18 protein-coding genes are annotated in these 20,569 nt (G+C 67.6%); 7 read left to right on the top strand and 11 right to left on the bottom strand.

The features are described 5' to 3' along the window. Positions 1 to 3: 3 nt before the first annotated feature. Together MTY59_RS01825 and MTY59_RS01820 are read left to right on the top strand one after the other, a co-directional pair. Positions 4 to 1,188 (top strand): sulfotransferase family protein, encoded by a 1,185-nt coding sequence (locus tag MTY59_RS01825; protein ID WP_221044164.1) that lies wholly within the window; start codon positions 4 to 6, stop codon positions 1,186 to 1,188. Continuing rightward, positions 1,185 to 2,204, top strand: a complete 1,020-nt coding sequence (locus tag MTY59_RS01820) for a zinc-dependent alcohol dehydrogenase (protein ID WP_221044163.1) — start codon at positions 1,185 to 1,187, stop codon at positions 2,202 to 2,204. The genes MTY59_RS01825 and MTY59_RS01820 overlap by 4 nt, the downstream gene beginning before the upstream one ends. Before the next feature lie 57 nt (positions 2,205 to 2,261). Here MTY59_RS01820 and MTY59_RS01815 read toward each other — a convergent pair whose 3' ends face one another. The 3 genes from MTY59_RS01815 to MTY59_RS27610 form a co-directional block, all read right to left on the bottom strand. After that, positions 2,262 to 3,809, bottom strand: a complete 1,548-nt coding sequence (locus tag MTY59_RS01815) for an APC family permease (protein ID WP_250160695.1) — start codon at positions 3,807 to 3,809, stop codon at positions 2,262 to 2,264. A gap of 126 nt (positions 3,810 to 3,935) precedes the next feature. Next, positions 3,936 to 5,327 carry a PPE family protein gene (locus MTY59_RS27615; RefSeq protein ID WP_221046208.1) on the bottom strand — a complete coding sequence of 464 codons (1,392 nt, stop codon included), beginning with the start codon at positions 5,325 to 5,327 and terminating at the stop codon, positions 3,936 to 3,938. Positions 5,328 to 5,335: 8 nt separating this feature from the next. After that, on the bottom strand, positions 5,336 to 6,718 hold the full coding sequence (locus MTY59_RS27610; protein WP_221044162.1) for a PPE family protein: 1,383 nt from the start codon (positions 6,716 to 6,718) through the stop codon (positions 5,336 to 5,338). Positions 6,719 to 7,580: 862 nt separating this feature from the next. Between MTY59_RS27610 and MTY59_RS01800 the strand changes: the two genes are divergently transcribed. After that, positions 7,581 to 8,303, top strand: a complete 723-nt coding sequence (locus tag MTY59_RS01800; protein ID WP_221044161.1) for a TetR/AcrR family transcriptional regulator — start codon at positions 7,581 to 7,583, stop codon at positions 8,301 to 8,303. Here MTY59_RS01800 and atzF read toward each other — a convergent pair. The 6 genes from atzF to MTY59_RS01770 form a co-directional block, all read right to left on the bottom strand. Beyond that, on the bottom strand, positions 8,300 to 10,078 hold the full coding sequence (gene atzF / locus MTY59_RS01795) for an allophanate hydrolase (RefSeq protein ID WP_221044160.1): 1,779 nt from the start codon (positions 10,076 to 10,078) through the stop codon (positions 8,300 to 8,302). The two genes, MTY59_RS01800 and atzF, sit on opposite strands and share 4 nt — an antisense overlap. Then, complete coding sequence (gene uca / locus MTY59_RS01790; RefSeq protein ID WP_221044159.1) at positions 10,075 to 13,761, bottom strand: urea carboxylase; 3,687 nt, start codon at positions 13,759 to 13,761, stop codon at positions 10,075 to 10,077. The genes atzF and uca overlap by 4 nt, the downstream gene beginning before the upstream one ends. Next, positions 13,758 to 14,414, bottom strand: a complete 657-nt coding sequence (locus MTY59_RS01785) for an urea amidolyase associated protein UAAP2 (protein ID WP_250160694.1) — start codon at positions 14,412 to 14,414, stop codon at positions 13,758 to 13,760. Before MTY59_RS01785 ends, uca begins: the two co-directional genes overlap by 4 nt. Further along, positions 14,411 to 15,286 carry an urea amidolyase associated protein UAAP1 gene (locus tag MTY59_RS01780; RefSeq protein WP_221044158.1) on the bottom strand — a complete coding sequence of 292 codons (876 nt, stop codon included), beginning with the start codon at positions 15,284 to 15,286 and terminating at the stop codon, positions 14,411 to 14,413. The genes MTY59_RS01785 and MTY59_RS01780 overlap by 4 nt, the downstream gene beginning before the upstream one ends. Before the next feature lie 151 nt (positions 15,287 to 15,437). Next, positions 15,438 to 15,926 (bottom strand): YbaK/EbsC family protein, encoded by a 489-nt coding sequence (locus tag MTY59_RS01775; protein WP_221046206.1) that lies wholly within the window; start codon positions 15,924 to 15,926, stop codon positions 15,438 to 15,440. Positions 15,927 to 15,938: 12 nt separating this feature from the next. Further along, the gene (locus MTY59_RS01770; protein WP_221044157.1) at positions 15,939 to 16,787 is read right to left on the bottom strand and encodes an SDR family oxidoreductase; all 849 of its coding nucleotides are present in this window, start codon (positions 16,785 to 16,787) and stop codon (positions 15,939 to 15,941) included. A gap of 310 nt (positions 16,788 to 17,097) precedes the next feature. On the opposite strand from MTY59_RS01770, the gene MTY59_RS01765 reads away from it, so the two are divergent. After that, complete coding sequence (locus MTY59_RS01765) at positions 17,098 to 17,760, top strand: sigma-70 family RNA polymerase sigma factor (RefSeq protein WP_221046205.1); 663 nt, start codon at positions 17,098 to 17,100, stop codon at positions 17,758 to 17,760. Next, on the top strand, positions 17,757 to 18,071 hold the full coding sequence (rsrA, locus tag MTY59_RS01760) for a mycothiol system anti-sigma-R factor (RefSeq protein ID WP_221044156.1): 315 nt from the start codon (positions 17,757 to 17,759) through the stop codon (positions 18,069 to 18,071). The genes MTY59_RS01765 and rsrA overlap by 4 nt, the downstream gene beginning before the upstream one ends. Positions 18,072 to 18,077: 6 nt before the next feature. Here rsrA and MTY59_RS27875 read toward each other — a convergent pair whose 3' ends face one another. Further along, complete coding sequence (locus MTY59_RS27875) at positions 18,078 to 18,152, bottom strand: 50S ribosomal protein bL37 (protein ID WP_011728008.1); 75 nt, start codon at positions 18,150 to 18,152, stop codon at positions 18,078 to 18,080. A gap of 236 nt (positions 18,153 to 18,388) precedes the next feature. On the opposite strand from MTY59_RS27875, the gene MTY59_RS01755 reads away from it, so the two are divergent. Continuing rightward, positions 18,389 to 18,604: a biotin/lipoyl-binding carrier protein gene (locus tag MTY59_RS01755; protein ID WP_007773063.1), complete on the top strand. Its 216-nt coding sequence runs from the start codon at positions 18,389 to 18,391 to the stop codon at positions 18,602 to 18,604. 50 nt (positions 18,605 to 18,654) lie between these two features. Next, the gene (locus MTY59_RS01750) at positions 18,655 to 20,154 is read left to right on the top strand and encodes a sensor histidine kinase (protein ID WP_221044155.1); all 1,500 of its coding nucleotides are present in this window, start codon (positions 18,655 to 18,657) and stop codon (positions 20,152 to 20,154) included. Between the two features lie 76 nt (positions 20,155 to 20,230). Here the strand turns inward: MTY59_RS01750 and whiB1 are convergent, their stop codons facing one another. Further along, positions 20,231 to 20,485 carry a transcriptional regulator WhiB1 gene (whiB1, locus tag MTY59_RS01745; protein ID WP_003874607.1) on the bottom strand — a complete coding sequence of 85 codons (255 nt, stop codon included), beginning with the start codon at positions 20,483 to 20,485 and terminating at the stop codon, positions 20,231 to 20,233. Between the last annotated feature and the right edge of the window lie 84 nt (positions 20,486 to 20,569).

Raw genomic sequence — 20,569 nt, 5'->3', positions numbered from 1 at the left:
GCCATGAGCGACTTCGACAACATCGCGACCGCCGACGACGTCTTCGAGCTGGCGGCCCGGCGCACCGGCCTCACCGGAATCGACTCCGACTCATGGCGCGACGGGCTGCAGCTCATGGTCGACGAACTCAACACCTCGCCGGCCTTCACCCCGTTCGGCCGCGAGCGGGTCCTCGACGACGCTACCAACGCGCTGGGGCGGCGCATGCAGGTGCACGGCTACATCCAGACGCATCCCGACGTGCTGGACGCGCCCGTCGAGCGGCCGCTGATCGTGCTCGGCATGCCCCGCACCGGCACCACGGTGATCAGCTACCTTCTCGACCAGGACCCGTCCCGGCGATCGCTGCTGCACTGGCAGTGCGTGGCCCCGATCCCGCCCGCCGGCACCGACACGCTGCGCACCGACCCGCGGTGCCTGGCCCTGCTGGAGGAGCAGCGCAAGATCCTCGAACTGGTGACACAGGCGAAAATGCCGCTGCCGCACTGGGAAGACGCCGACGGTCCGACCGAGGACATGTTCATTCACAACCAGGATTTCAAGGGTCTCTCCTGGGACTCGTTCCTGCCGACGGATCGTTACGCGCGCTGGCTGTTCGACGAGGCCGACATGAGCAGCACCTACGAATACCAGAAACGCTATCTGCAGGTGCTGCAGTCCACCGCGCCGGGCAACTGGAGCCTGAAGATGCCGTCGCATTCGGTGCACATCGAGGCGCTGCTCAAGGTGTTCCCCGACGCCCGGCTGATCTGGGCGCACCGCGATCCGTACAAGGCGACCGGTTCGCTGTGCAACCTGTGGCGGCTGCCGCAGAGCCTGGTGATGAACACCGAGCTGCTCGATCAGACGGACATGGGCCGGCTCGCGATGTGGCAGATGCGCTACCACGTCGACCGGCCGCTGCGGGTACGCGAACGCATCGGCGACGAGCGCTTCTTCCACATGTACTACCACGAGATGATGCGCGACCCGATGCACGTCATGCGGCGCATCTACGAGTGGGCGGACGAACCACTGACCGCCGAAACCGAAGCGCGCATGCGCAATTGGCTCGCCGATCACCCGCAGGACCGGTTCGCGCTCAACGCCTATCGCCTCGACGAGTACGGCCTGACCGTCGAACAGCTCGCGCCGACGTTCGCCGAGTATCTCGATACCTTCGACATCGAACTGGAAGGCACACCGTGAAAGCATCCGTGGTGACCGGCCCGGGCACGGCCGAAGTCCTCGACACCGAGCGCCCCGACGTGGGCCCGCGCGGCGTCCTCGTGCGGATGCGCGCCTGCGGCATCTGCGGTTCGGACGCGTTCTACATCACCATCGGCGGCATCCCGCCACGCCAGGGGCATACCCCGCTCGGGCACGAGCCCGCCGGGGAAGTCGTCGAGGTCGGCGCGCAGGTGACCGGGTTGTCCGTCGGCGATCACGTCGTCATCAATCCGATGGCCGCGCCCAGCGGCATCATCGGCAACGGCGGCGCCACCGGGGCGCTCGCCGACTACCTACTCATCGAAAATGCCGTCCGCGGAACAAGTCTCGAAGTGATCCCGGATCACATCCCGTGGGAAGTGGCCGCGCTCAACGAACCGATGGCCGTCGCGCGCCACGGCGCGAACCGCTGCCGGCCCAAACCGACGGATAAGGTCCTCGTGTTCGGGGCGGGGCCGATCGGGCTGGGCGCCGTACTGGCCTTCAAATCCCTTGGCGTCAGCCACGTCGTTGTCGCGGACCTGATTCCCGGCCGCCTGGACAAGGCGCTGCAGGTCGGCGCAGACGCCATCATCAACTCGGCCGACGAGGACGTCGTCGCGCGCCTGATCGAACTGCACGGCGAAGGCGAAGCCGGAATTCCCGGGTTACCCGGACGCGCAGGCACCGACATCTACCTCGACGCCGCCGGTGTGCCCGCCGTCATCAACACCGCGCTGGCCGCGGCCAAGAAGGGTGCCACCCTGGGAATCGTCGGCGTGCACAAGGAATTGGTGCCCGTCGAGTTCGTCAACGTGATGAGCAACGAGATCACCATCCTGGGATCGATGGGCTATCCCGACGAGATCTTCGAGGTGACAAGGGATCTCGTCGCGAACTGGGAGAAGTACGCGCTGATCGTCAGCCACACCATCCCGTTCGACAACGTCGGCGAGGCGCTCGAACTGGCGCACACCCCGGGGGCCGCGGACAAGGTCGTCGTCACGTTCTGCTGACGGCGGACGGGCCTCCTGTGACGGTGTCGACGAGTTGCGGTCCGCGGACGAGCGGGATCAGGCTGACTCCGACGGAACGGCGTCAGCGTATGGAGCGTCGCTCTTGGCGTAAGCCCGGCTGCACACCATGTACAGGATGCCGAGGCCGACAACGGCCACGGACATCAGCGCGATGATGTAGTCGTCATACCAGGGCTGGTGGGAGTCACGCGGCCAGGACAGGTTGACGATGGCCGCGACTCCGTAGATCAGCGCGCCGATGTTCACGGGCACGCCCCACCGGCCGAGCCGGTACTTGCCCTTCGGCACCCAGCCTTTGATCCGCGCGCGCAGGGCCGCCAGCACCACCATCTGGAACGCGATGTAGACCCCGACCGAACCGAAGCTGACGAGTTTGGTGAGCGCGTCGCTCGAGATGAGCGAACCGATGATCAGGAACGCCGGGATGATGACCGCAATCAGCAGCGAGTACGGCGGCACGTGGCGTTTGTGATCGAAGCGCGCCAACAGCTTTGAGCCGACGATCATGTCGTCACGGCCGTAGGAGTAGATGAGCCTGCTGGCCGCGGCCTGCAGGCTCAGCGCGCACGACACGAACGAGATCAGCACGATGCACAGCACGACCTTGGCGCCGAGCCCGCCGAATGCGGTCTTCAGGATGGTGTCGATCGGGTCGGAGTCCTTACCGCTGATCACCGCGCCGAAGTCGGTGACCGACAGGATCAGACTCAAGCAGACGAAAGTAGCTGCGGAGCCTCCGATGTAGATGGTGCGGCGCATCGCCTTGGGAATTTGCACGCCGGGGTTGCGGACCTCTTCGGCCACGTCGCCGCAGGCTTCGAAACCGAAGAACTGGTACAGCGCGATCAGGCTGGCGGCCAGAAAGGCGTACATGTAGCTGTGGCTGCCTTGGGCGCCGAAGCCGTGGAACAGCACCCCGAGGTTGTGGTGTCGCTGGGTGCACAGCAACCAGACGCCGACCACGATGGCTCCGATCAGTTCGGCGCTGAAGCCGAAGATGGCGAAGTAGCCCAGCATCTTGGTGCCGGTCAGGTTGATGGCGGTGGCAATCGCCAACATGCCGAGCGCACACAGCACCGTGGCGTGCGGGGACGGCGTGAAACCGAACACGTCGGCCACGTACGGGCCAGCACCATAGGCCGCGTCGGCCAGCAGGGCCAGCAGCGTGAACATGTAGACCCACCCGGTCATCCACGCCCATTTGCGGCCCCACAACCGTCGCGCCCAGGGGTAGACGCCACCGGCCACCGGGAACTGCGCGACCACCTCGCTGAATACCAGCGCGACCAACATCTGCCCGGCGCCGGCGATGAGCAGGCTCCAGATCATCGGCGGCCCGGCGGCGGCCAGCGCGAAAGCGAACACCGTGTAGATGCCGACCACCGGTGACAGGTAGGTGAATCCGAGCGAGAAGTTCGCCCACGGGCTCATGTCCCGCTTGAAGTCGGAGTGGAAGCCGAGGGCCTCGAGCTGAGCCTGGTCCTCGTCCTCGAGCGTGGGGATACTGCCGACGCCGGGTTGGGTCTGGGGCTGGGCGTTTTCCTTGAGTGTTCTTGCGGTTCCAGACGTCGTGTTAATGGCCAAAGCTCTTTCCTCACTTCTCAAGTCGAGTGGACGGCAATCGGCTGTCGTTCATCGACATGTCACAACTCACAACCGGGGGCTATTGCGGTTCCTGAGGCTCGATGAGAGCGATCCGCGACAGGGCTGCTATTTGTTCGTCGCCTCCTTGATCAAGTTCGCGGCCGTGCGCTTCAGAACGTCTCGTTGTCGGCGTACGTCGGCGATTGCCTTGCGCAGTTGGTTGAGCTCATCGCGTTCGCCCACGGCGGCGTCGTCGTCCGCATCGGCGGTCGGCTTGACCCATCGGCCGGCGGGGTCGTCGTGCATGCCGGTCTCGCCGGCCAGTCCGGGAACCACCTTGTGGCGCGCGCCTGCCCGGATGCGGCCCTGGTCGCCGCGCGGTGCGTTGACCACGCTGGCCACCGGACCCATCGAGGGCATGCCGCCGTAGAAGCCCGGTGTGGCCGCCCCGGCCTGGGGGACGCCCTCGAGCCCGGCGCTCGGCAGCGCGGTTGCCGTGGCGGCCAGCCGAATCGCCGGGGACGTGCCCCAGGACTGCGGCACCGACAGCTTGCCGACCGACGCCGCCTCGCCCACTCCCGCCGATACCCCGGAGACGCCCGGGCCCGCACCCGAGCCCGAATTGACCAGAGCCGACCCGGGGGTGCCCGCTCCGGCAAGACCCGCCGCCGCGGCCGGTGGCGCGGAAAGCGAATTGACCAACGGGTTCCAGGCCGCGGCGACCGGCGGCGCGAGGGTCAGCAAGGTACCAGAGGCGTCGAAATTCAAACCCTCGGAAAGGATTTGGTAGCCGATGGTGTTCTCGCTGAAGTTGTTGAACAGGTCCAGCATCGAACTCGACCCGGAAGACCCTCCGGACGTCCCGGAGGCCGGGCCCGCCGTCACGTTCTGCAGCAGGTTGGGCACGCTGGACAGCGTCGATTGGGTGCTCTGGCCGGTTGCTGACGAGGCAGCCCTGTTGACCGCCATGGTCTGGTTGGTATTTGCCGTCGAGTTGGTGGTCTGCGGCGGTGAGGTGAACGGCGTCAACCTGGTGGCCGCCGCCGAGGCGCCCGCGTAGCCGTACATGGCTGCGGCGTCTTGAGCCCACATCTCGGAGTACTGCGCCTCGGTGGCCGCGATCGCAGGGGTGTTCTGCCCAAAAGCATTGGTGGACACCAGCGAAGACAACAGCGCGCGGTTGACCTCGATCTCCGCCGGGGGCACCGTGGCGGCGAAGGCCGCCTCGTAGGCGGCCACCGCCGACGTGAGCTGGCTGGCCGCCTGCTGGGCCTGCGCGGCGGTGGTGTTCATCCACGCCACGTACGGAGCCACCGCCGCCACCATCGCCCCCGACGACGGACCCACCCACGGGTCAGCCGCAAGTTGCGACGTCACCGTTCGATACGACGTTGCCGCCGAACTTAATTCGGCCGCCAATTTCTCCCAGGCCGCCGCGGCCGCAACCCACGGCTCCGACCCCGCACCCGCATACATCCGCGCGGAATTGACTTCGGGTGGCAGGCCTCCGAAATCCAAGGGCGCGGTCATAGCATGGCCTCCTTGATTAGGCGGGCCGCCGCATCGCGTTCGGTCGCCACTTCGGCGATCTCCTTGCGCAGCTTTTCGAGCTCGTCGCGCTCGCGTTCGCTCAATGTGCTGGCGACGTGCTTGCGGGTCTTTTGTGGCGCCGGTGCGGGCCGGGTCGCGACACCCTCGTCAGCGCCCTGCTCGCCAGGCATTGCCGGGACGACTCGCTGGTTCGACCCGGAGCGGGTGCGCGACTGCTCACCCCTGGGCGCGTTGACCACGCTGCCCACCGGAGGAAGGCCACCGAAGAAGCCGGGACTTGCCGCCTCGGCCGGTGGTACACCGCCGACTCCGGCGGCCGGCAAGGGCGACGCGCTCGCGGCCAGCCGAACGGCCGGGCCCTCCGCCCACGACTGCGGCACGGACAGCTTGCCGACGGCGGACGACCCGCCCAGGCTCGCCGAGACACCGGCATTGCCCGGGACTCCCGTCCCGCCTGGCGAGCTCACCAGGGTCCCCAGCCCAGCGTCCGCCGGTGACACGTCGCCGGCGACCGCCGCCGCCGTCGGCAATGCCAGCCCGTAGAGCCCGCCCAGCAGGGGAGTGATACCGGAAGCCGTGAACAAGGGGCCACTGATGACCAACGCCCAGTTACCGATGTTCTGCGTGAGCTCGTTGAGGCCTGTGGGGCTGCCGGCTGGTGGGTCGAACAGGCTTCCCAGCGCCGGATCCAAGTTCGATGAAGTGGCGATTGGTGTCGACGAAAGGTTTTGCAGCGTGTTCGGCACGACCGAGAGTGCGGATTGCGTGCTCGGCCCTGCCGAGGACGCGGCGGCCTCGTTGACGGAAGCGGCCTGCATCGCCTTGCCCGACGGGTTGGTGGTCTGCGGCGGCGACGTGAATGCGGTCAATCTGGTGGCCGCCGCCGAGGCGCCGGCGTAGCCGTACATGGCCGCGGCGTCTTGGGCCCACATCTCGGCGTACTGCGCCTCGGTGGTCGCGATCGCCGGGGTGTTCTGCCCGAGGACGTTGGTCGCCACGAGTGAGGCCAACAGCGCGCGGTTGACCTCGATCTGTGGCGGGGGCACCGTGGCGGCGAAGGCCGCCTCGTAGGCGGCCACCGCCGACGTGAGCTGGCCGGCTGCCTGTTGGGCCTGCGCGGCGGTGGTGTGCATCCACGCCACATACGGAGCCACCGCCGCCACCATCGCCCCCGACGACGGGCCCGCCCACGGGCCGCTCGTCAGCTCCGACAACACCGCCCCATAAGAGACCGCCGCCGAACTCAACTCGGCAGCCAGCGCATCCCAGGCGGCCGTGGCGGCGACCATGGAGCCCACCCCCGCGCCGGCATACATCCGCGCGGAATTGACCTCGGGCGGCAACGCCGCAAAATCCATTTCGCTAAACCCCTATCGAACCAGTCGTCCCAGACATCCCCGGGTCCACCCGCATGCCCTCGTAGATGGCTTGGCGCACGTTTAACAACACCACCGACGGCTCACGGAGCGTGGCCGCAGCACATGCCAACATCGGCGAACCGACGATAAGAATGGATGACGTCTCTGCGACGGCGCTGATTGATTACTGAAAATTACCTGGCAAACCTTGACTGCCTTCCAGGCAGGCGGCGATCCTTTACCTCGTCTTGTGTCGATTCGGCGCCACAATAATTTCGTTTCCAGCATCGGCGCTTCTGATAGCGGCGTCGCGGCGGCGCAGGTGCAATTAGGGCTGAGCCGAGCGGTGTCGGAGCTTGCGGCCGGGCGCGGAATGCGTTATCTTACAACCTCTTTGTGATAAAGCGCGGAAGCTTTGGTGGCCTTGATGCCGCACCGGGCCAACCCTCCGACAAGGTGAGAACCAAGCGGATCAGCCCCATCTATCGGGACGCCAATGATATGGCGCGAGGCCTCCAATATCGGCTATAGCTCAGAGCACCGAAAATACGCATAACTATTTGCGAAGTGCCTGTGCAGCAACCCTCGGATTAACCCTCAAGTGAACGTTTCAAATAGCTGGAAGGATTTTGGCTCAGTCATACCTCGCGCATATAATCCTCTGCCGGCGCGGTGATTTTGGTTCCGCCCGAACAGTGCCGCTCGACAGACATGCCCGGCTCTGTCTCGGTGCCGAACAGTCGTCACCGATTGCGGAAGCTTGCCGGCTCAATCGGTCGGCGCCGACGCACCGGTTGGCCCGGTAGGCAATCGTTGATGGGATAGTCTTTAGCCCCGCCGTTAGACAGGAACATAAGGTGCGATGGTTCCCGCCATCAGGGTCCATGATGGGTACGCGGCTGTGACTCGGGCCGGGCGCCCCCGGCTCAGCGATAAGCGGCGCCACGGGATCACGGCGCGCGATGAGATCCTCGATGCTGCCGGCGAATTGTTCACAACCACGGGCTACGCGGGTACCTCGACGCGCGCCATCGCGGACGCGGTCGGAATACGGCAGGCTTCGCTTTATCACTATTTCAAGACCAAGGACGAAATCCTGCGCGCGCTGTTGAGCCAGACGGTCAACCCGACGTTGTCGTTCATCGCGCATCTGCTCAGCGCCGAGCCTGCCCTGACCACCGCTGAGCACTTGCATGCTCTGGCGATGTTCGACGGCAGACAACTGCTGTCGAGTCGGTGGAATCTCGGCGCCCTGTACCTCATGCCAGAGTCCCGCGGTGCCGGTGTCGAGCCGTTTTGGTCCGACCGGGAGCGGCTGCGGCAGCAATACCTGGCAGATGGCCGGGCCATCGTTGCCGAGACCGGTATCCACCCGGCTGCGGCCGACCTGCCGTTTCGGCTGGTGGAGTCGCTAGTGAGCGTGTGGTCGACGCCCCCAGGCCCGGAGCGGTCCGACCTGCCGGCCCACGTCGCGGATGCCTGCCTGCGAGTGGTCGGGATTCCGGACAGCGCCATCCCGACGTTACGCATGCGCAGCCCCGCTGAGCTGCAGCGTTACGAAGCTGACCATTTGGTGACTCCTTAGCCCGGTACAACGCCGACAACGGGTTCGGTAGCCGGCTGTTCCAGCGACCGCAAATAGCTCGGCCAGTCTCCGTGACCGGAGATGTCCTCTCCTGCTTGCCAGGCATCGAGGGCGCAGCCGAATCCGACCACCTCGGTCCCGTCGGACAGGGTGACTGCGCCCAATGTCATGGGTGCGGGCAGGCTCGCCAAAAAGTCGCCCAGCATCGCGGTGCCCACCAGCCACAGTTCACCTCGGATTGCTACGCCGGTGCCGGCGCCGACCTTGGCCAGTCCAGGCTTGGGCGGCGAAGTGTTCAGACGCGCGAGCCGGTACAGCGGTGCGGTCACAGCGCGTCCCGTCCATCGGGCGCCACGGTCGGTGAGCTGATGCGCGAGCGGCTGGCCCCGCAGGTGTGCGCCCACGACAAAAAGCGGGGTCGCTGCCAGTCCGGTCCGAGTCGGCCATGGTGCGGGCGGAGCACCGTCCGGCGAAACCCCGAGAGAAACCGCGCCCGGCCTGGCCACGCCCGGTGTGGGCGCGGTGACCGCGCGGGCCAGGTCCAGCGCGACGGCGTCGGCTCCCATTCGCGCGACCACGGTGACGCCGAACTGCGAGCCGTCCGCGGTCCCGGAGGGCACCGCGACCGCGCACAGGTCCATGAGGTTGCAGAAGTTGGTGTAGGTGCCCAACGCCGAGTTGGCGCCGACTGGGTCGGCTGCGACGTCCGCGATCGTGGGGTGCCCGGTGGTGGTCGGGATCAGCAGCGCATCGCAATCTCCCAGCGCCCCTAGTGCGATCGCGGTGAGCTCGGCCACCCGCACGCGGTCGGCGAGCAGACGGGTTGCCGACACCTGACCCGCGGCCGACACGATTTGTCCCACCGTCGGGTCGACCTCGGCAGGGTGGGCGTCGACGAACGTCCCGACGGCCTCGTGCCGTTCGGCGACCAGGCCGCCGTCGTAGAGCAGACGCGCGGCGTCGAGGAACGGGCCGAGGTCGATCTCTTGTAGTCGGACGCCGGTCGCGGCAAGACGATCACACGCGTCGCGGAACGCGAACTGCCATGGCTTGGACAGCCCGGGCAGGTCGCGTGGGATCGCCACAGTCGGGTTCGGGGGCGCGGCCAGCGGCGCGTCCGGTGGGAACGGGCGCGCACCTCCAGCCATCACCCCCATCGCGGCGTCGGCCGTGTCGATGTCGCGCGCGAACACCGTGACGCAGTCGTAGGAGCGGCATGCCGGGACGACGCCGTCCGTCGGAACCACGCCGACAGTCGGCTTGATGCCGACGACACCCTGTAGCGCGGCCGGCACGCGGCCCGACCCCGCGGTGTCGGTGCCCGCACCGATGTCGACGAGGCCGAGCGCGACCGCGACGGCTGACCCGGAACTGGACCCGCCCGAGATGTAGCCGGGACGGCGGGCGTCGCGCACCGCGCCGTAGGGGCTGCGAGTTCCGACCAGGCCGGTTGCGAACTGGTCGAGGTTGGTCGCACCGAGTACGACGGCACCCGCCGCCCGCAACCGCGCGACGACGGTGGCATCGGCGGACGCGGGCGCCGTCGCGTAGCCGGGACACGCCGCCGTGGTCGGCAGACCCGCGACATCGATGTTGTTCTTCACCGCGGCGACGAGGCCGGCCAGCTGCAAATCCGCGCCCGCAGCGACCTGGGCGTCGACGGCGGCGGCTTCGGCCAGCGCATCGGCCATGGGCCGCAAGAAGATCCAGATCTCCGGGCGGTCGACCGCTTCGATTGCCGCGTACGCGGCGCGCACGCGTTCGACGGCGCTCACGCAGAGGCCTCGGCGAGGTCGAGGTCTGCGGACGGCGGCGACTGGGTCTGTACCACCGCCAACGGCGTGCCGGGTTCGACCTGGTTGCCCGCCTCGACCAGCAGCCGGGTGACGACGCCGTCGGAGGGGGCCGCGATCACGGTCTCCATCTTCATAGCCTCGAGCGCGAGCAGCGGCTGGCCCGCCACTACGTGCTCGCCGACTTCGACGTCGACCTTCCACACGCTGGACGCAAACGGGGCGTCCACCCGCTGTTCGCCGTCGTCGAGCACCAGGTCGGCCGTCACCGCGACAGCCCTGGATTCGGCCCGCTCCGCGCGGTCGAACTCTCCCGCGGCCGCCCATGCCGCGCGTTCTGCTGCGAACGCCGCGCTCTGGGTGGCACGGAAGTCGGCGATCGAGGCGGCGTTGTCGGCCAGGAACCGTTCGTGGTCGGCAAGCGAGAACGTGCCAGGGGTGATATCCACCGAGCCGCGGCCCGCGGCGAGGTCGGCGCGTAGGTCGAGCAGTTCCTCGCCGGATACCGGATACCAGCTGATACGGTCGAAAAACCTTAGCAGCCAAGGTGTTTCGGGCTCGAATGGTGCCGTGTGGGTGTAGCGGCTCCACACCTGCGTGGTCCGTCCGACGAACTGGTAGCCGCCGGGGCCCTCCATGCCGTAGATGCACAGGTACGCTCCACCGATGCCGACGGAGTTCTCCGCGGTCCACGTGCGCGCCGGGTTGTACTTGGTGGTGACCAGCCGGTGGCGGGGATCCAACGGCGTCGCCACCGGCGCGCCGAGGTAGACGTCGCCGAGGCCCAGGGTCAGGTACTCGGCAGCGAACACAATGTCCCTGACCTCGTCCTGCGACGCCAAACCGTTGACCCGCCTGATGAATTCGATGTTGGACGGGCACCACGGCGCGTCATCGCGCACGCCCGACATGTAGCGCGCGATGGCCTCGCGAGTGGCCGGGTCGTCCCAGCTGAGGGGCAGTCTCACCGACCTGCTGGGCACCACCACGTCCGCGGTCGCGGGCAGGGCGTCCTCGATTTCGTTGAGCAGCCCCAGCAGCCGGTCGATCGGCAGCACGTCGGGGTCGACATGCACCTGCAGCGAGCGAATCCCTGGTGTCAGATCCACGATCCCGGATACGCGGCCTTCGCGCAGTTCCTCCGCGAGCCGTTGGTGCAGGGCGTGGACGCGCACGCGCAGCGCGAGATCCAAGACGATGTCGCCGTACTCGACCAGGACATTGTCGTCGCCGCTGCGGCGGTAGGTGACCGACGGAACACCGTCACCGGTGCGGCGGGCAAGCACGCCGTGGTCGCCGTCGCCACCGGTCCGCGGGACCGACCATGCCGCCCGACGAGCGACGCCCAGTTCGTTGCGCGACGGCACATCGGCGGCGCGCACCGGCACGAAACGCACGGTGTCGCCCGGCCGTAGCTGACCCAGTTTCCACCGTTCGGCCGAGGTGACGGTGACGGGACACACAAAGCCGCCCAGGCTCGGGCCATCCGGACCCAGCAGGATCGGGGTGTCGCCCGTAAAGTCAAGCGAGCCAACCGAATACGCATTGTCGTGGATATTGGACGGGTGCAGTCCCGCCTCTCCGCCGTCGGACCGCGCCCATTGCGGCTTCGGGCCTTCCAGCCGCACCCCGGTGCGGGCGGAGTTGAAGTGCACGCGGTAGCGCGCGCTGAACAAGGTGTCGATGTCGGCCTGAGTGAAGAACTCGGGCGCGCCGTGTGGTCCCTCGGTGACGGCGAGTTCCCAATCCGACCGCATCGTGGGTCGTTCCTCGGCCGGTACCGGCGCGGTGGACGTGGGAGCGCCAGAGACGTTGGCGCGCAAGACATCACCGATCACCAGTTGTCGTCCGCCGTGGCCGCCGAATCGGCCCAGCGTGAAAGTCGACGCGCTGCCCAGATAGGCCGGCACGTCGAACCCGCCGGCGACGAGCACGTAGGTGCGCAGTCCTGTCGTCTCGGCGGCGCCGACGTCGAGCAGGCCGTCCGCCGGGATCTCGACCGGCTCCCACATCGGAACGGCCACCCCGTTGACCGTGACCGGGCACTCGGCCCCGGTGACGCAGACCGTGGTCGGATGGGTCACGTGCAGCGCCGGACCCGACGAGGTGCACTCGAGCCCGGGAGCCCCGTCGGCATTGCCGAGCGCGCGGTTGCCGAGCCGGAACGACAGGTCGTCCATCGGTCCGCTCGGCGGTACGCCGACATCCCATTTACCCACCCTGCCGGGCAGGTCCTGAACCGTGGTCAGCATGCCGGGGCGTTCGACGGTGATCCGAGGGCGGGGGTCCTTGATGTCGGCCAATGTGGCGGTGCTGTGGCGCGCCTCACGTACGTCGGGGTAATTCAGTGCGGCGCGCGCGGCGCCGATATTGACCTCGATGCCGTGTATGACCGTGGCGTCCAGCGCGAGGCTCAGTCGGTCGAATGCCACGTCCCGGCTCGGCCCTTCGGTGATGACCTTGGCGAGCAGCGGATCGTAGGACGCGGAGATCTCGGTGCCGTCTTGAACCCAAGTGTCGACGCGCACACTGGATCCGTCGTCGAGCCGGTCGGGGAACGTCACGGCGGTCAGCGTTCCCGTGCTCGGTCGGTAGTCCCGTGTGGGATCCTCGGCGTATACGCGCACCTCCACCGCATTGCCCGCAACGGGCACCGCGCCAGCGCTGGCGCCCGGCGCCAGGCGCTCGGCCACCATGTCCCGATCGCCGCGCGCCAACCGAAACATCCAGGCGGCCAGATCGATTCCGGTGATCGCTTCGGTTACCGGGTGTTCGACCTGCAGGCGCGCGTTTACCTCGAGGAACGACGCCTGGTGTCGTTTGGGGTCGTAGACGAATTCGACGGTGCCCGCCGACCGGTAACCCACGGACGCGGCCAAGGCGCGCGAGGACGAGTGCAGGCGCTCGCGTAACTCGTCCGGAAGTGCCGGTGCGGGCGCCTCCTCGATCACCTTCTGGTTACGGCGCTGCAGTGAGCAGTCGCGGTCGCCGAGCGACAGCACCCGACCGGTGCCGTCGCCGAAGATCTGCACCTCGAGGTGGCGCGCGTGGTCGATGAACCGTTCGACGAAGACACCCGCCGAGCCGAAGCTACGCTCGGCCAGCCGAGCCACGCGATCGAACGCGGAGCGCAGCTCCTGAGCGTCCCGGCAGACCTGCATGCCGATCCCGCCGCCGCCGCCGGTGGCCTTGAGCATCACCGGATAGCCGATGTCCTCAGCCGCAGTGATCGCGGCCGCGGCGCTGTCCAGCAAACCGGAGCCGGGGGACACGGGCACGCCGGCAGCGACTGCGGCCTCGCGCGCCGCGTGCTTGCTGCCGAACACGCGCAGCTGATGCGGGGTCGGGCCGACGAATGCGATGCCGGCTTGTTCGACAGCAGTGGCGAATTCGGCGTTCTCGGAAAGGAATCCGTAACCCGGATGGATCATGCCGGCACCGGTCGCCGCTGCCGCCTCCAGGAGGGCGTCGACCCTCAGATAGCTTTCGCTCGGCGCGGCCGGGCCCAGGCGTACCGCTTCGTCGGCCAACCGGACGTGGGGCGCCCCGCGGTCGGCATCGGAGAACACCGCGACCGTGCGGAGGCCGAGCTGCCGCGCAGACCGCAGTAGCCGAACGGCTATCTCCCCGCGATTGGCGACCAGGACCGTGTCAAGCGGGTTCATGCGCCGCCCGCCTGGGCCGGCCGGGTCACGATCATCTGGACCGGGGTGGGGTCGAACCCGTTGCACGGGTTGTTGATCTGCGGACAGTTCGACACCAGGACCAGCGTGTCTACGTCGGCGCGGAGCGCGATTCGCTTGCCCGGCGCGGACAGACCATCGACGATCCCCAACGCGCCGTCGGGGTCGACGGGCACGTTCATGAACCAGTTGATGTTGCTCGACAGGTCCCGCGCGCCGAGGCCATGACGGGCACCTTCGATCAGGAAATTCTCTTTGCATCCGTGCTGGGCCCAGGTGTGCGGGCCGTAGCGCAACGTATTGGATTCCTTGGAGCAGGCTCCGCCCAGCGTGTCGTGCGCGCCGACCTCGTCGTCGATGACGGTCATCAACGCCATCCCGGTGTCGGCGCGCAGCACTGACCCGGTGGTCAGGGTGATACGGCCCTGCCGCCTGATGGTCTCTGGCGCGGAGTAGCGGACCGAGGTGTCCGCCGCCGAGTAGAGCAGACAGTCGACGGCCTGGTTGCCGTGGAGGTCGACGATGGTCAATACGTCTCCGGCGGCGACCACTGAGGACCACGATGTGCGTGCGGCGACGGTCTGGTCGAGGATCACGGCCCCGGGAACTAGGGCGGAGGTGGCGGCGGTAGTCACAGGACTCCTCGGGCTGCAAGGTCGGCGTTGGTATTCGCGATGGCTTGGCGGTGTTCGGGACCCAGCGGTCCGACCAGTTTGCCGGCGGCCAGCAGGTCAAGTTCGCCCGCGGCGGGCCAGGCGTGAATTCGTAAGGGAGAGCAGGTGAATTCGGGCCGGGGATCCAGCGGGTGGGCTGTGTTGGCGAGAAGAACGATGCAGTCGACATGCAACAGGAGGTCGAGGTGAGTACCCGGGCCTTTGGACCCCTGCCACTGGAAAGTGCCGTCGGACTTCACGCGAACCCCCTGGAAGAAGGAGAGTGAGGGTGGCAGGTCGCGTTGGCCCAGATCGTGTTTGAGTGCCCCCAGCGCAAGAAGTTGGCGTCCGGCCGGGGATGGCGACTCGGGCGTGCCCGCCCCATACTTCTCCACGTTCCCCGCCAGCGTCGTGGTGCCGGTGAGGGCGTCGTGGGCCCCGGAGGTGTCGGCGACGACCGTCGCCAGCACCCGGCCGAAACCGCTCAACAATGGGTGCCCGGTGGTGACATAGGCCTGCCAGGGCACCTTGACCGTGTCAGCGATGTTGAGACGTTCATGGGTGGCGCCGGCGCGGTGCAGCAACAGACTCGCGCAGGCATTGCCGTCCGGATCGGACAATCGGACGCGTGTGCCGCGAGCCAATGCGGCGGTCGTGTATCCGCCCGGCGCCACGGTCTCCGACCAGACCAGACGTTCGGCGGGCACGTCATCGGGAGCAGTCGGGCTGCTAGCCGCGGGCACGTGCCGCATGTACTGCGCAGATCGCCCGTGTTGGGCTCGTGCGTGGGCCCGGGCTCCAGCCGTGGTGGCGGTATCTGAGCTGGTCGCTTCAACGGTCACGAGAACCCCCATTCAATAACTCAGTAGGGCCAATTTCTATCAAACGACAGATTCAACGCGCAAGCTGTCCTCGTCGCGCCTCGGTAACCCGGCCGGCCTCGACGGCCGCCCCTCCGCCATCGGCCCGGGATTGGGCGAGAACCATGGCGCGTCGCGTCCCGCCCTAAGCGCGCAGATCGGCGGTGATCGCGCCGGTGAGGCGGATCAGATCCTGCGGTGCCACCGCGACCTCCCAGCCCCGACGGCCGGCGCTGCAGAACACCCGCTCCCACGCCAGCGCACCGGAATCGACGACCGTCGGCAGCTTTCGGCGCTGACCGAACGGCGACACCGCACCGACGACGTAGCCGGTGGTCTTTTCGGCGACCGAGGCTTCGGCCATGGACGCCCTGGCAACCCCCAGCGCCGCGGCGGCCGCCTTCAGCGAGAGCCGCGCGGTGGCCGGCACGATGGCGACCGCCAATCCGTCCGGCACCGCGATGATCAGCGTCTTGTAGATCTGCCCGGGGTCGATGCCGGCGGCCTCGGTGAGCGCCCTGACCGCCTCCGCACCGAACGATTGCTCGCGCCGATCGTGATCGAAGGTCAGGACTTCGTGGGGCACACCGGCTTTCACCAACGCGGCAATGCCCGGTGTGGCGGCCACTGTAATGTCTTGGGGCGGTTAGGGACCCGTGTACCCCGGCGGGTTGACGCCGTCCACCCAGAAGTCGACGCCCAGCTTGGAGCCGGGAATGCAGTCGTAGGTCGACAGGTCGGTGACGCCGGAGTCCACCAGCACGTCCTCGCACAGCAGCATGTTGCCGGTGAATTCCTTGGCCGGCTTGTTGAGGACCACGTAAGCGGCGTCGGAGTAGATCTCGGGCTTACGGGCGCGTCCCATCGCCTCGTCGCCGCCGAGCAGGTTCTGCACCGCGGCGGTGGCCACCAGCGTGCGCGGCCACAACGTGTTGGACGCGATGCCCTCCTCGCGCATCTCCTGGGCAATGCCCAACGCGCACAACGTCATACCGAACTTGGCCATCATGTACGCCGTCGGCTTCAGCCACTCCTGGCCCAGCAGCACCGGCGGTGACAGCGTCAGGACGTGGGGGTTCTCCCGGCCCTTCATGTGCGGCAGACACGCCTGGGACACCGCGTAAGTGCCGCGCACCTGGATGCCGTTCATCAGGTCGAACCGCTTCATCGGCACTTCGGAGATGGACCCGAGGTTGATCGCCGACGCGTTGTTGACGCAGATGTCGATGCCGCCGAACTGCTCGACGGTCTTGGCCACGGCCGCCTCCACCGAATCCGGGTCGCGGACGTCCCCGACGATCGGCAGGGCCTGCCCACCCGCCTCCTCGAGCTCTTTGGCCGCGGTGAACACCGTGCCGGGCAGCTTCGGGTGCGGTTCGGCGGTCTTGGCGATCAGCGCGATGTTGGCGCCGTCCTGCGCGGCGCGCTTGGCGATCGCCAGGCCGATACCGCGGCTGGCGCCGGAGATGAACATGGTCTTGCCGTTGAGGGACATGGCGTCACACTAACGCCACGCCCGCATCGGCCGGATCGGGGTCCGACCGGGCGGCCGGGCCGGCATGCGGACCGATCGCGCCGCGGAAATAGCGCGGTCACCCGCGGTGTTGATCCAATCGGTCTCACATGCGGTGGAGCGGACCCGGACGGACAGTGTCGGGGTCAGCCTTTAGATTGGGAGGAGCAGCGTGGTGTCAACGGCGACGAGCCTGTTAGGCGAGGAGCGGTTGGCTGGCTTCCTTGCGAGTCCGGTGGCGCTTTGGATGCTCTCCGGTAACACCGCCGCAGAAGGGACCGGGTTGATCGACATGGCCGACTCTGAAGATGGCCGCGATGGCGCGGCGGGGCCCGAGATTGCCGAGCCCGCGGCGCACGAAGAGACGGACGCGGAATTAACGGCGCGATTCGAACGCGACGCGATTCCCCTGCTGGACCAGCTCTACGGCGGCGCGCTGCGCATGACTCGCAATCCCGCCGACGCCGAGGATCTGCTGCAAGAGACCATGGTGAAGGCCTATGCGGGGTTCCGCTCGTTTCGGGCCGGCACCAATCTCAAGGCGTGGCTGTACCGGATCCTGACCAATACCTATATCAACAGCTACCGCAAGAAGCAGCGCCAACCCGCGGAGTATCCGACCGAAGAGATCACCGACTGGCAGCTGGCCGCCAACGCCGAGCATTCGTCCACCGGGCTGCGATCGGCCGAGGTGGAGGCCCTGGAGGCGCTGCCGGACTCGGAGATCAAAGAGGCGCTGGCGGCGTTGCCGGAGGAATTCCGGATGGCGGTCTACTACGCCGACGTCGAAGGCTTTCCGTATAAGGAAATCGCCGAGATCATGGATACGCCGATCGGAACGGTAATGTCACGGCTGCACCGCGGCCGACGGCAGCTGCGCGGCCTGTTGGCCGACGTTGCCAAGGAGCGCGGCTTCAACCGCGGTCAGCAGACGCACGAGGAGGTGTCGTCATGAGCGAGCTCTCCGGCCAGGGCGGTGCCTCGCCCGACGCCTGCCCCAACGACGAGTCCCACGGCAGCGTCGGCTGCGCGGAGGTCATCCGCCAGGTCTGGCTGCTGCTCGACGGTGAATGCGGCCCGGACACCCGCGAGCAGCTGCGTCAGCACCTCGAGGCGTGCCCCGGCTGCTTCAAGCACTACGGGCTCGAAGAGCGGATCAAGGCGTTGATCGCCACCAAATGCCGGGGCGAGAAGGCCCCCGAGGGATTGCGCGAGCGGCTACGGCTCGAGATCCGGCGCACCACGATCGTCCGGGGTACGCAGTAGCGTCCGTCAGGCGTTGGGGCGCTTGCCGTGGTTGGCCTTGCTGTGCTTGCGGTCGCGCTTCTTACGGCCTCGTTTGGCCATGATGTAAAACCTCCGTGATTGCTTGTCGAACGAGGCGCCCGGCGCCCGTCGGCTTGACGGCCATTCTCTCACGAGACGTCCTATGCAGTGTCTTCGCCCTCGCGCGGACCGCTCGAGGCACGTGCGCCGCGGCCCCGAGGGGTCCTGTGGTTCGATGTATCCGAGCCTGATGGGCCTGATAGAACCGTGATGACCAGCAGCCAGCCTGCGCGAAGGCCGAGACGAGTGGGGTGAAGATGGCGGAGGATGTGCGTGCCGAGATCGTGGCCAGCGTGCTCGAAGTCGTTGTGAACGAGGGTGACCAGATCGGCAAAGGCGACATCGTGGTGCTGCTGGAGTCGATGAAGATGGAGATCCCCGTCCTGGCCGAAGTCGGCGGCACCGTCAGCAAGGTCAGCGTGTCGGTGGGCGACGTCATTCAGGCGGGCGACCTCATCGCGGTGATCAGCTAGCCGTCGGGCCGTCCCAACCAGCCGCCGGGGAACGACCCGGGGAGTAAGCGATGTCAACTCTCGGTGATCTGCTCGCCGAACACACCATGCTGCCGGGCAATGCGGTGGACCACCTGCACGCGGTGGTAGGGGAGTGGCAGCTGTTGGCGGACCTGTCGTTCGCCGACTACCTGATGTGGGTGCGCCGCGACGACGGTGTGCTGGTCTGTGTGGCGCAGTGCCGGCCCAACACGGCGCCTACGGCGCTGCAGACCGACGCGGTGGGCACCGCCGTCGCATCCGACCGGTTGGAGCTCGTCGCCGAGACGTTCGCGTCCGGCACCGCCAATCGGAATGACATTGCGGGACCTGAAGATTCGTGGTTGCCCGGCACCCACGTCGAGGCGTCTCCGGTGCGCTACGGCGGCAAGGTGGTGGCCGTGCTCACCCATCATCAGACCGCGTTGGCGGCCGACCGTGCGTCCGGTCAGCTGGAGATCGCCTACCGGGAGTGCGCCAGCGACCTGGTCCAGATGCTCGCCGAGGGGACCTTTCCCGACGTGGGCGACGTGGTCATGTCCCGCTCCACCCCGCGGGCCGGCGATGGCTTCATCCGCCTCGACGTGCACGGCGTCGTCGACTACGCCAGCCCCAACGCGCTGTCGGCCTACCACCGGATGGGCCTGACCACCGAGCTGGAGGGGCACAACCTGATCGAGGTCACCCGCCCGCTGATCTCCGACCCGTTCGAGGCGGAGGAAGTGGCCGAGCACGTGCGCGACCTGGTGGCCGGCGGGCGCAGCATGCGCATGGAGGTCGACGCCGGGGGAGCCACCGTGCTGCTGCGCACGCTGCCGCTGATGGTCGACGGCGTCAGCGCCGGCGCGGCGGTGCTGATCCGCGACGTCACCGAGGTCAAGCGCCGCGACCGGGCCCTGATCTCCAAGGACGCCACCATCCGGGAGATCCACCACCGGGTGAAGAACAACCTGCAAACCGTGGCTGCGCTGTTGCGCCTGCAGGCCCGCCGGACCGTCAACGCCGAGGGGCGGGAGGCCCTCATCGAGTCGGTGCGCCGGGTGTCGTCGATCGCGCTGGTGCACGACGCGCTGTCGATGTCGGTGGACGAGCAAGTCAACCTCGACGAGGTGATCGACCGGATCCTGCCGATCATGAACGACGTGGCGTCGGTGGATCGGCCGATCCGCATCAACCGGGTCGGCGACCTGGGTGTGCTGGACTCCGACCGGGCCACCGCGCTGATCATGGTGATCACCGAATTGGTGCAGAACGCGATCGAACACGCCTTTGACCCGGCGGTCGCCGAAGGTTCGGTGACGATCCGCGCCGAACGCTCCGCGCGCTGGCTCGACGTGGTGGTGCACGACGACGGTCGCGGACTGCCGGACGGATTCAGCCTGGAGACCTCGGACAGCCTCGGCCTGCAGATCGTGCGGACCCTGGTGTCGGCCGAGCTCGACGGCACCCTGGGCATGCGTCAGGCGCCGGTCACCGGCACCGACGTGGTGCTACGGGTACCGATCGGCCGGCGAACCCGTTTGCTGCTGTAGGCGCGTCGTGGGAGAACCCGCACGCAAAAGTGCGACCCCGACTTTCGTCGAGGCCGCACCGTTTGCGTTATGCGCGTTATACCCCGCTGCGGGCCTTCGTCCGGGCGTTGCGACGCTTCAGTGCGCGTCGCTCGTCTTCGCTCATGCCGCCCCAGACGCCCGAGTCCTGGCCCGTGTTCAGGGCCCAACCGAGGCACTCTGTGGTCACCGGGCACCGATTGCAGACCAGTTTCGCGTCAGCGATCTGCGCGAGAGCCGGGCCGCTGTTCCCTACCGGGAAGAACAGCTCCGGGTCTTCGTCACGACAGACCGCCTTGTGGCGCCAATCCATACGTCTTTACTCCTCACTAAGTGCGCAGCAAGGCGCACGGCCATTTTTCTTCGGCTGTTTTACGCGTGCAGAATAAAAGGAGTC

The sequence above is a fragment of the Mycobacterium senriense genome (assembly GCF_019668465.1).
Lineage (GTDB): Bacteria > Actinomycetota > Actinomycetes > Mycobacteriales > Mycobacteriaceae > Mycobacterium > Mycobacterium senriense.
This window is presented reverse-complemented; position numbering and strand designations above follow the sequence as displayed.

Bases quoted from the DNA above. Each gene is read 5' to 3' on its own strand.
- MTY59_RS01825 (WP_221044164.1), top strand. From the start codon at position 4: ATGAGCGACTTCGACAACATCGCGACCGCCGACGACGTCTTCGAGCTG.
- MTY59_RS27610 (WP_221044162.1), bottom strand. From the start codon at position 6,718: ATGGATTTTGCGGCGTTGCCGCCCGAGGTCAATTCCGCGCGGATGTAT.
- MTY59_RS01800 (WP_221044161.1), top strand. From the start codon at position 7,581: ATGGTTCCCGCCATCAGGGTCCATGATGGGTACGCGGCTGTGACTCGG.
- uca (WP_221044159.1), bottom strand. From the start codon at position 13,761: ATGAACCCGCTTGACACGGTCCTGGTCGCCAATCGCGGGGAGATAGCC.
- MTY59_RS01780 (WP_221044158.1), bottom strand. From the start codon at position 15,286: ATGGGGGTTCTCGTGACCGTTGAAGCGACCAGCTCAGATACCGCCACC.
- MTY59_RS01770 (WP_221044157.1), bottom strand. From the start codon at position 16,787: ATGTCCCTCAACGGCAAGACCATGTTCATCTCCGGCGCCAGCCGCGGT.
- MTY59_RS01765 (WP_221046205.1), top strand. From the start codon at position 17,098: ATGGCCGACTCTGAAGATGGCCGCGATGGCGCGGCGGGGCCCGAGATT.
- rsrA (WP_221044156.1), top strand. From the start codon at position 17,757: ATGAGCGAGCTCTCCGGCCAGGGCGGTGCCTCGCCCGACGCCTGCCCC.
- MTY59_RS01755 (WP_007773063.1), top strand. From the start codon at position 18,389: ATGGCGGAGGATGTGCGTGCCGAGATCGTGGCCAGCGTGCTCGAAGTC.
- MTY59_RS01750 (WP_221044155.1), top strand. From the start codon at position 18,655: ATGTCAACTCTCGGTGATCTGCTCGCCGAACACACCATGCTGCCGGGC.
- whiB1 (WP_003874607.1), bottom strand. From the start codon at position 20,485: ATGGATTGGCGCCACAAGGCGGTCTGTCGTGACGAAGACCCGGAGCTG.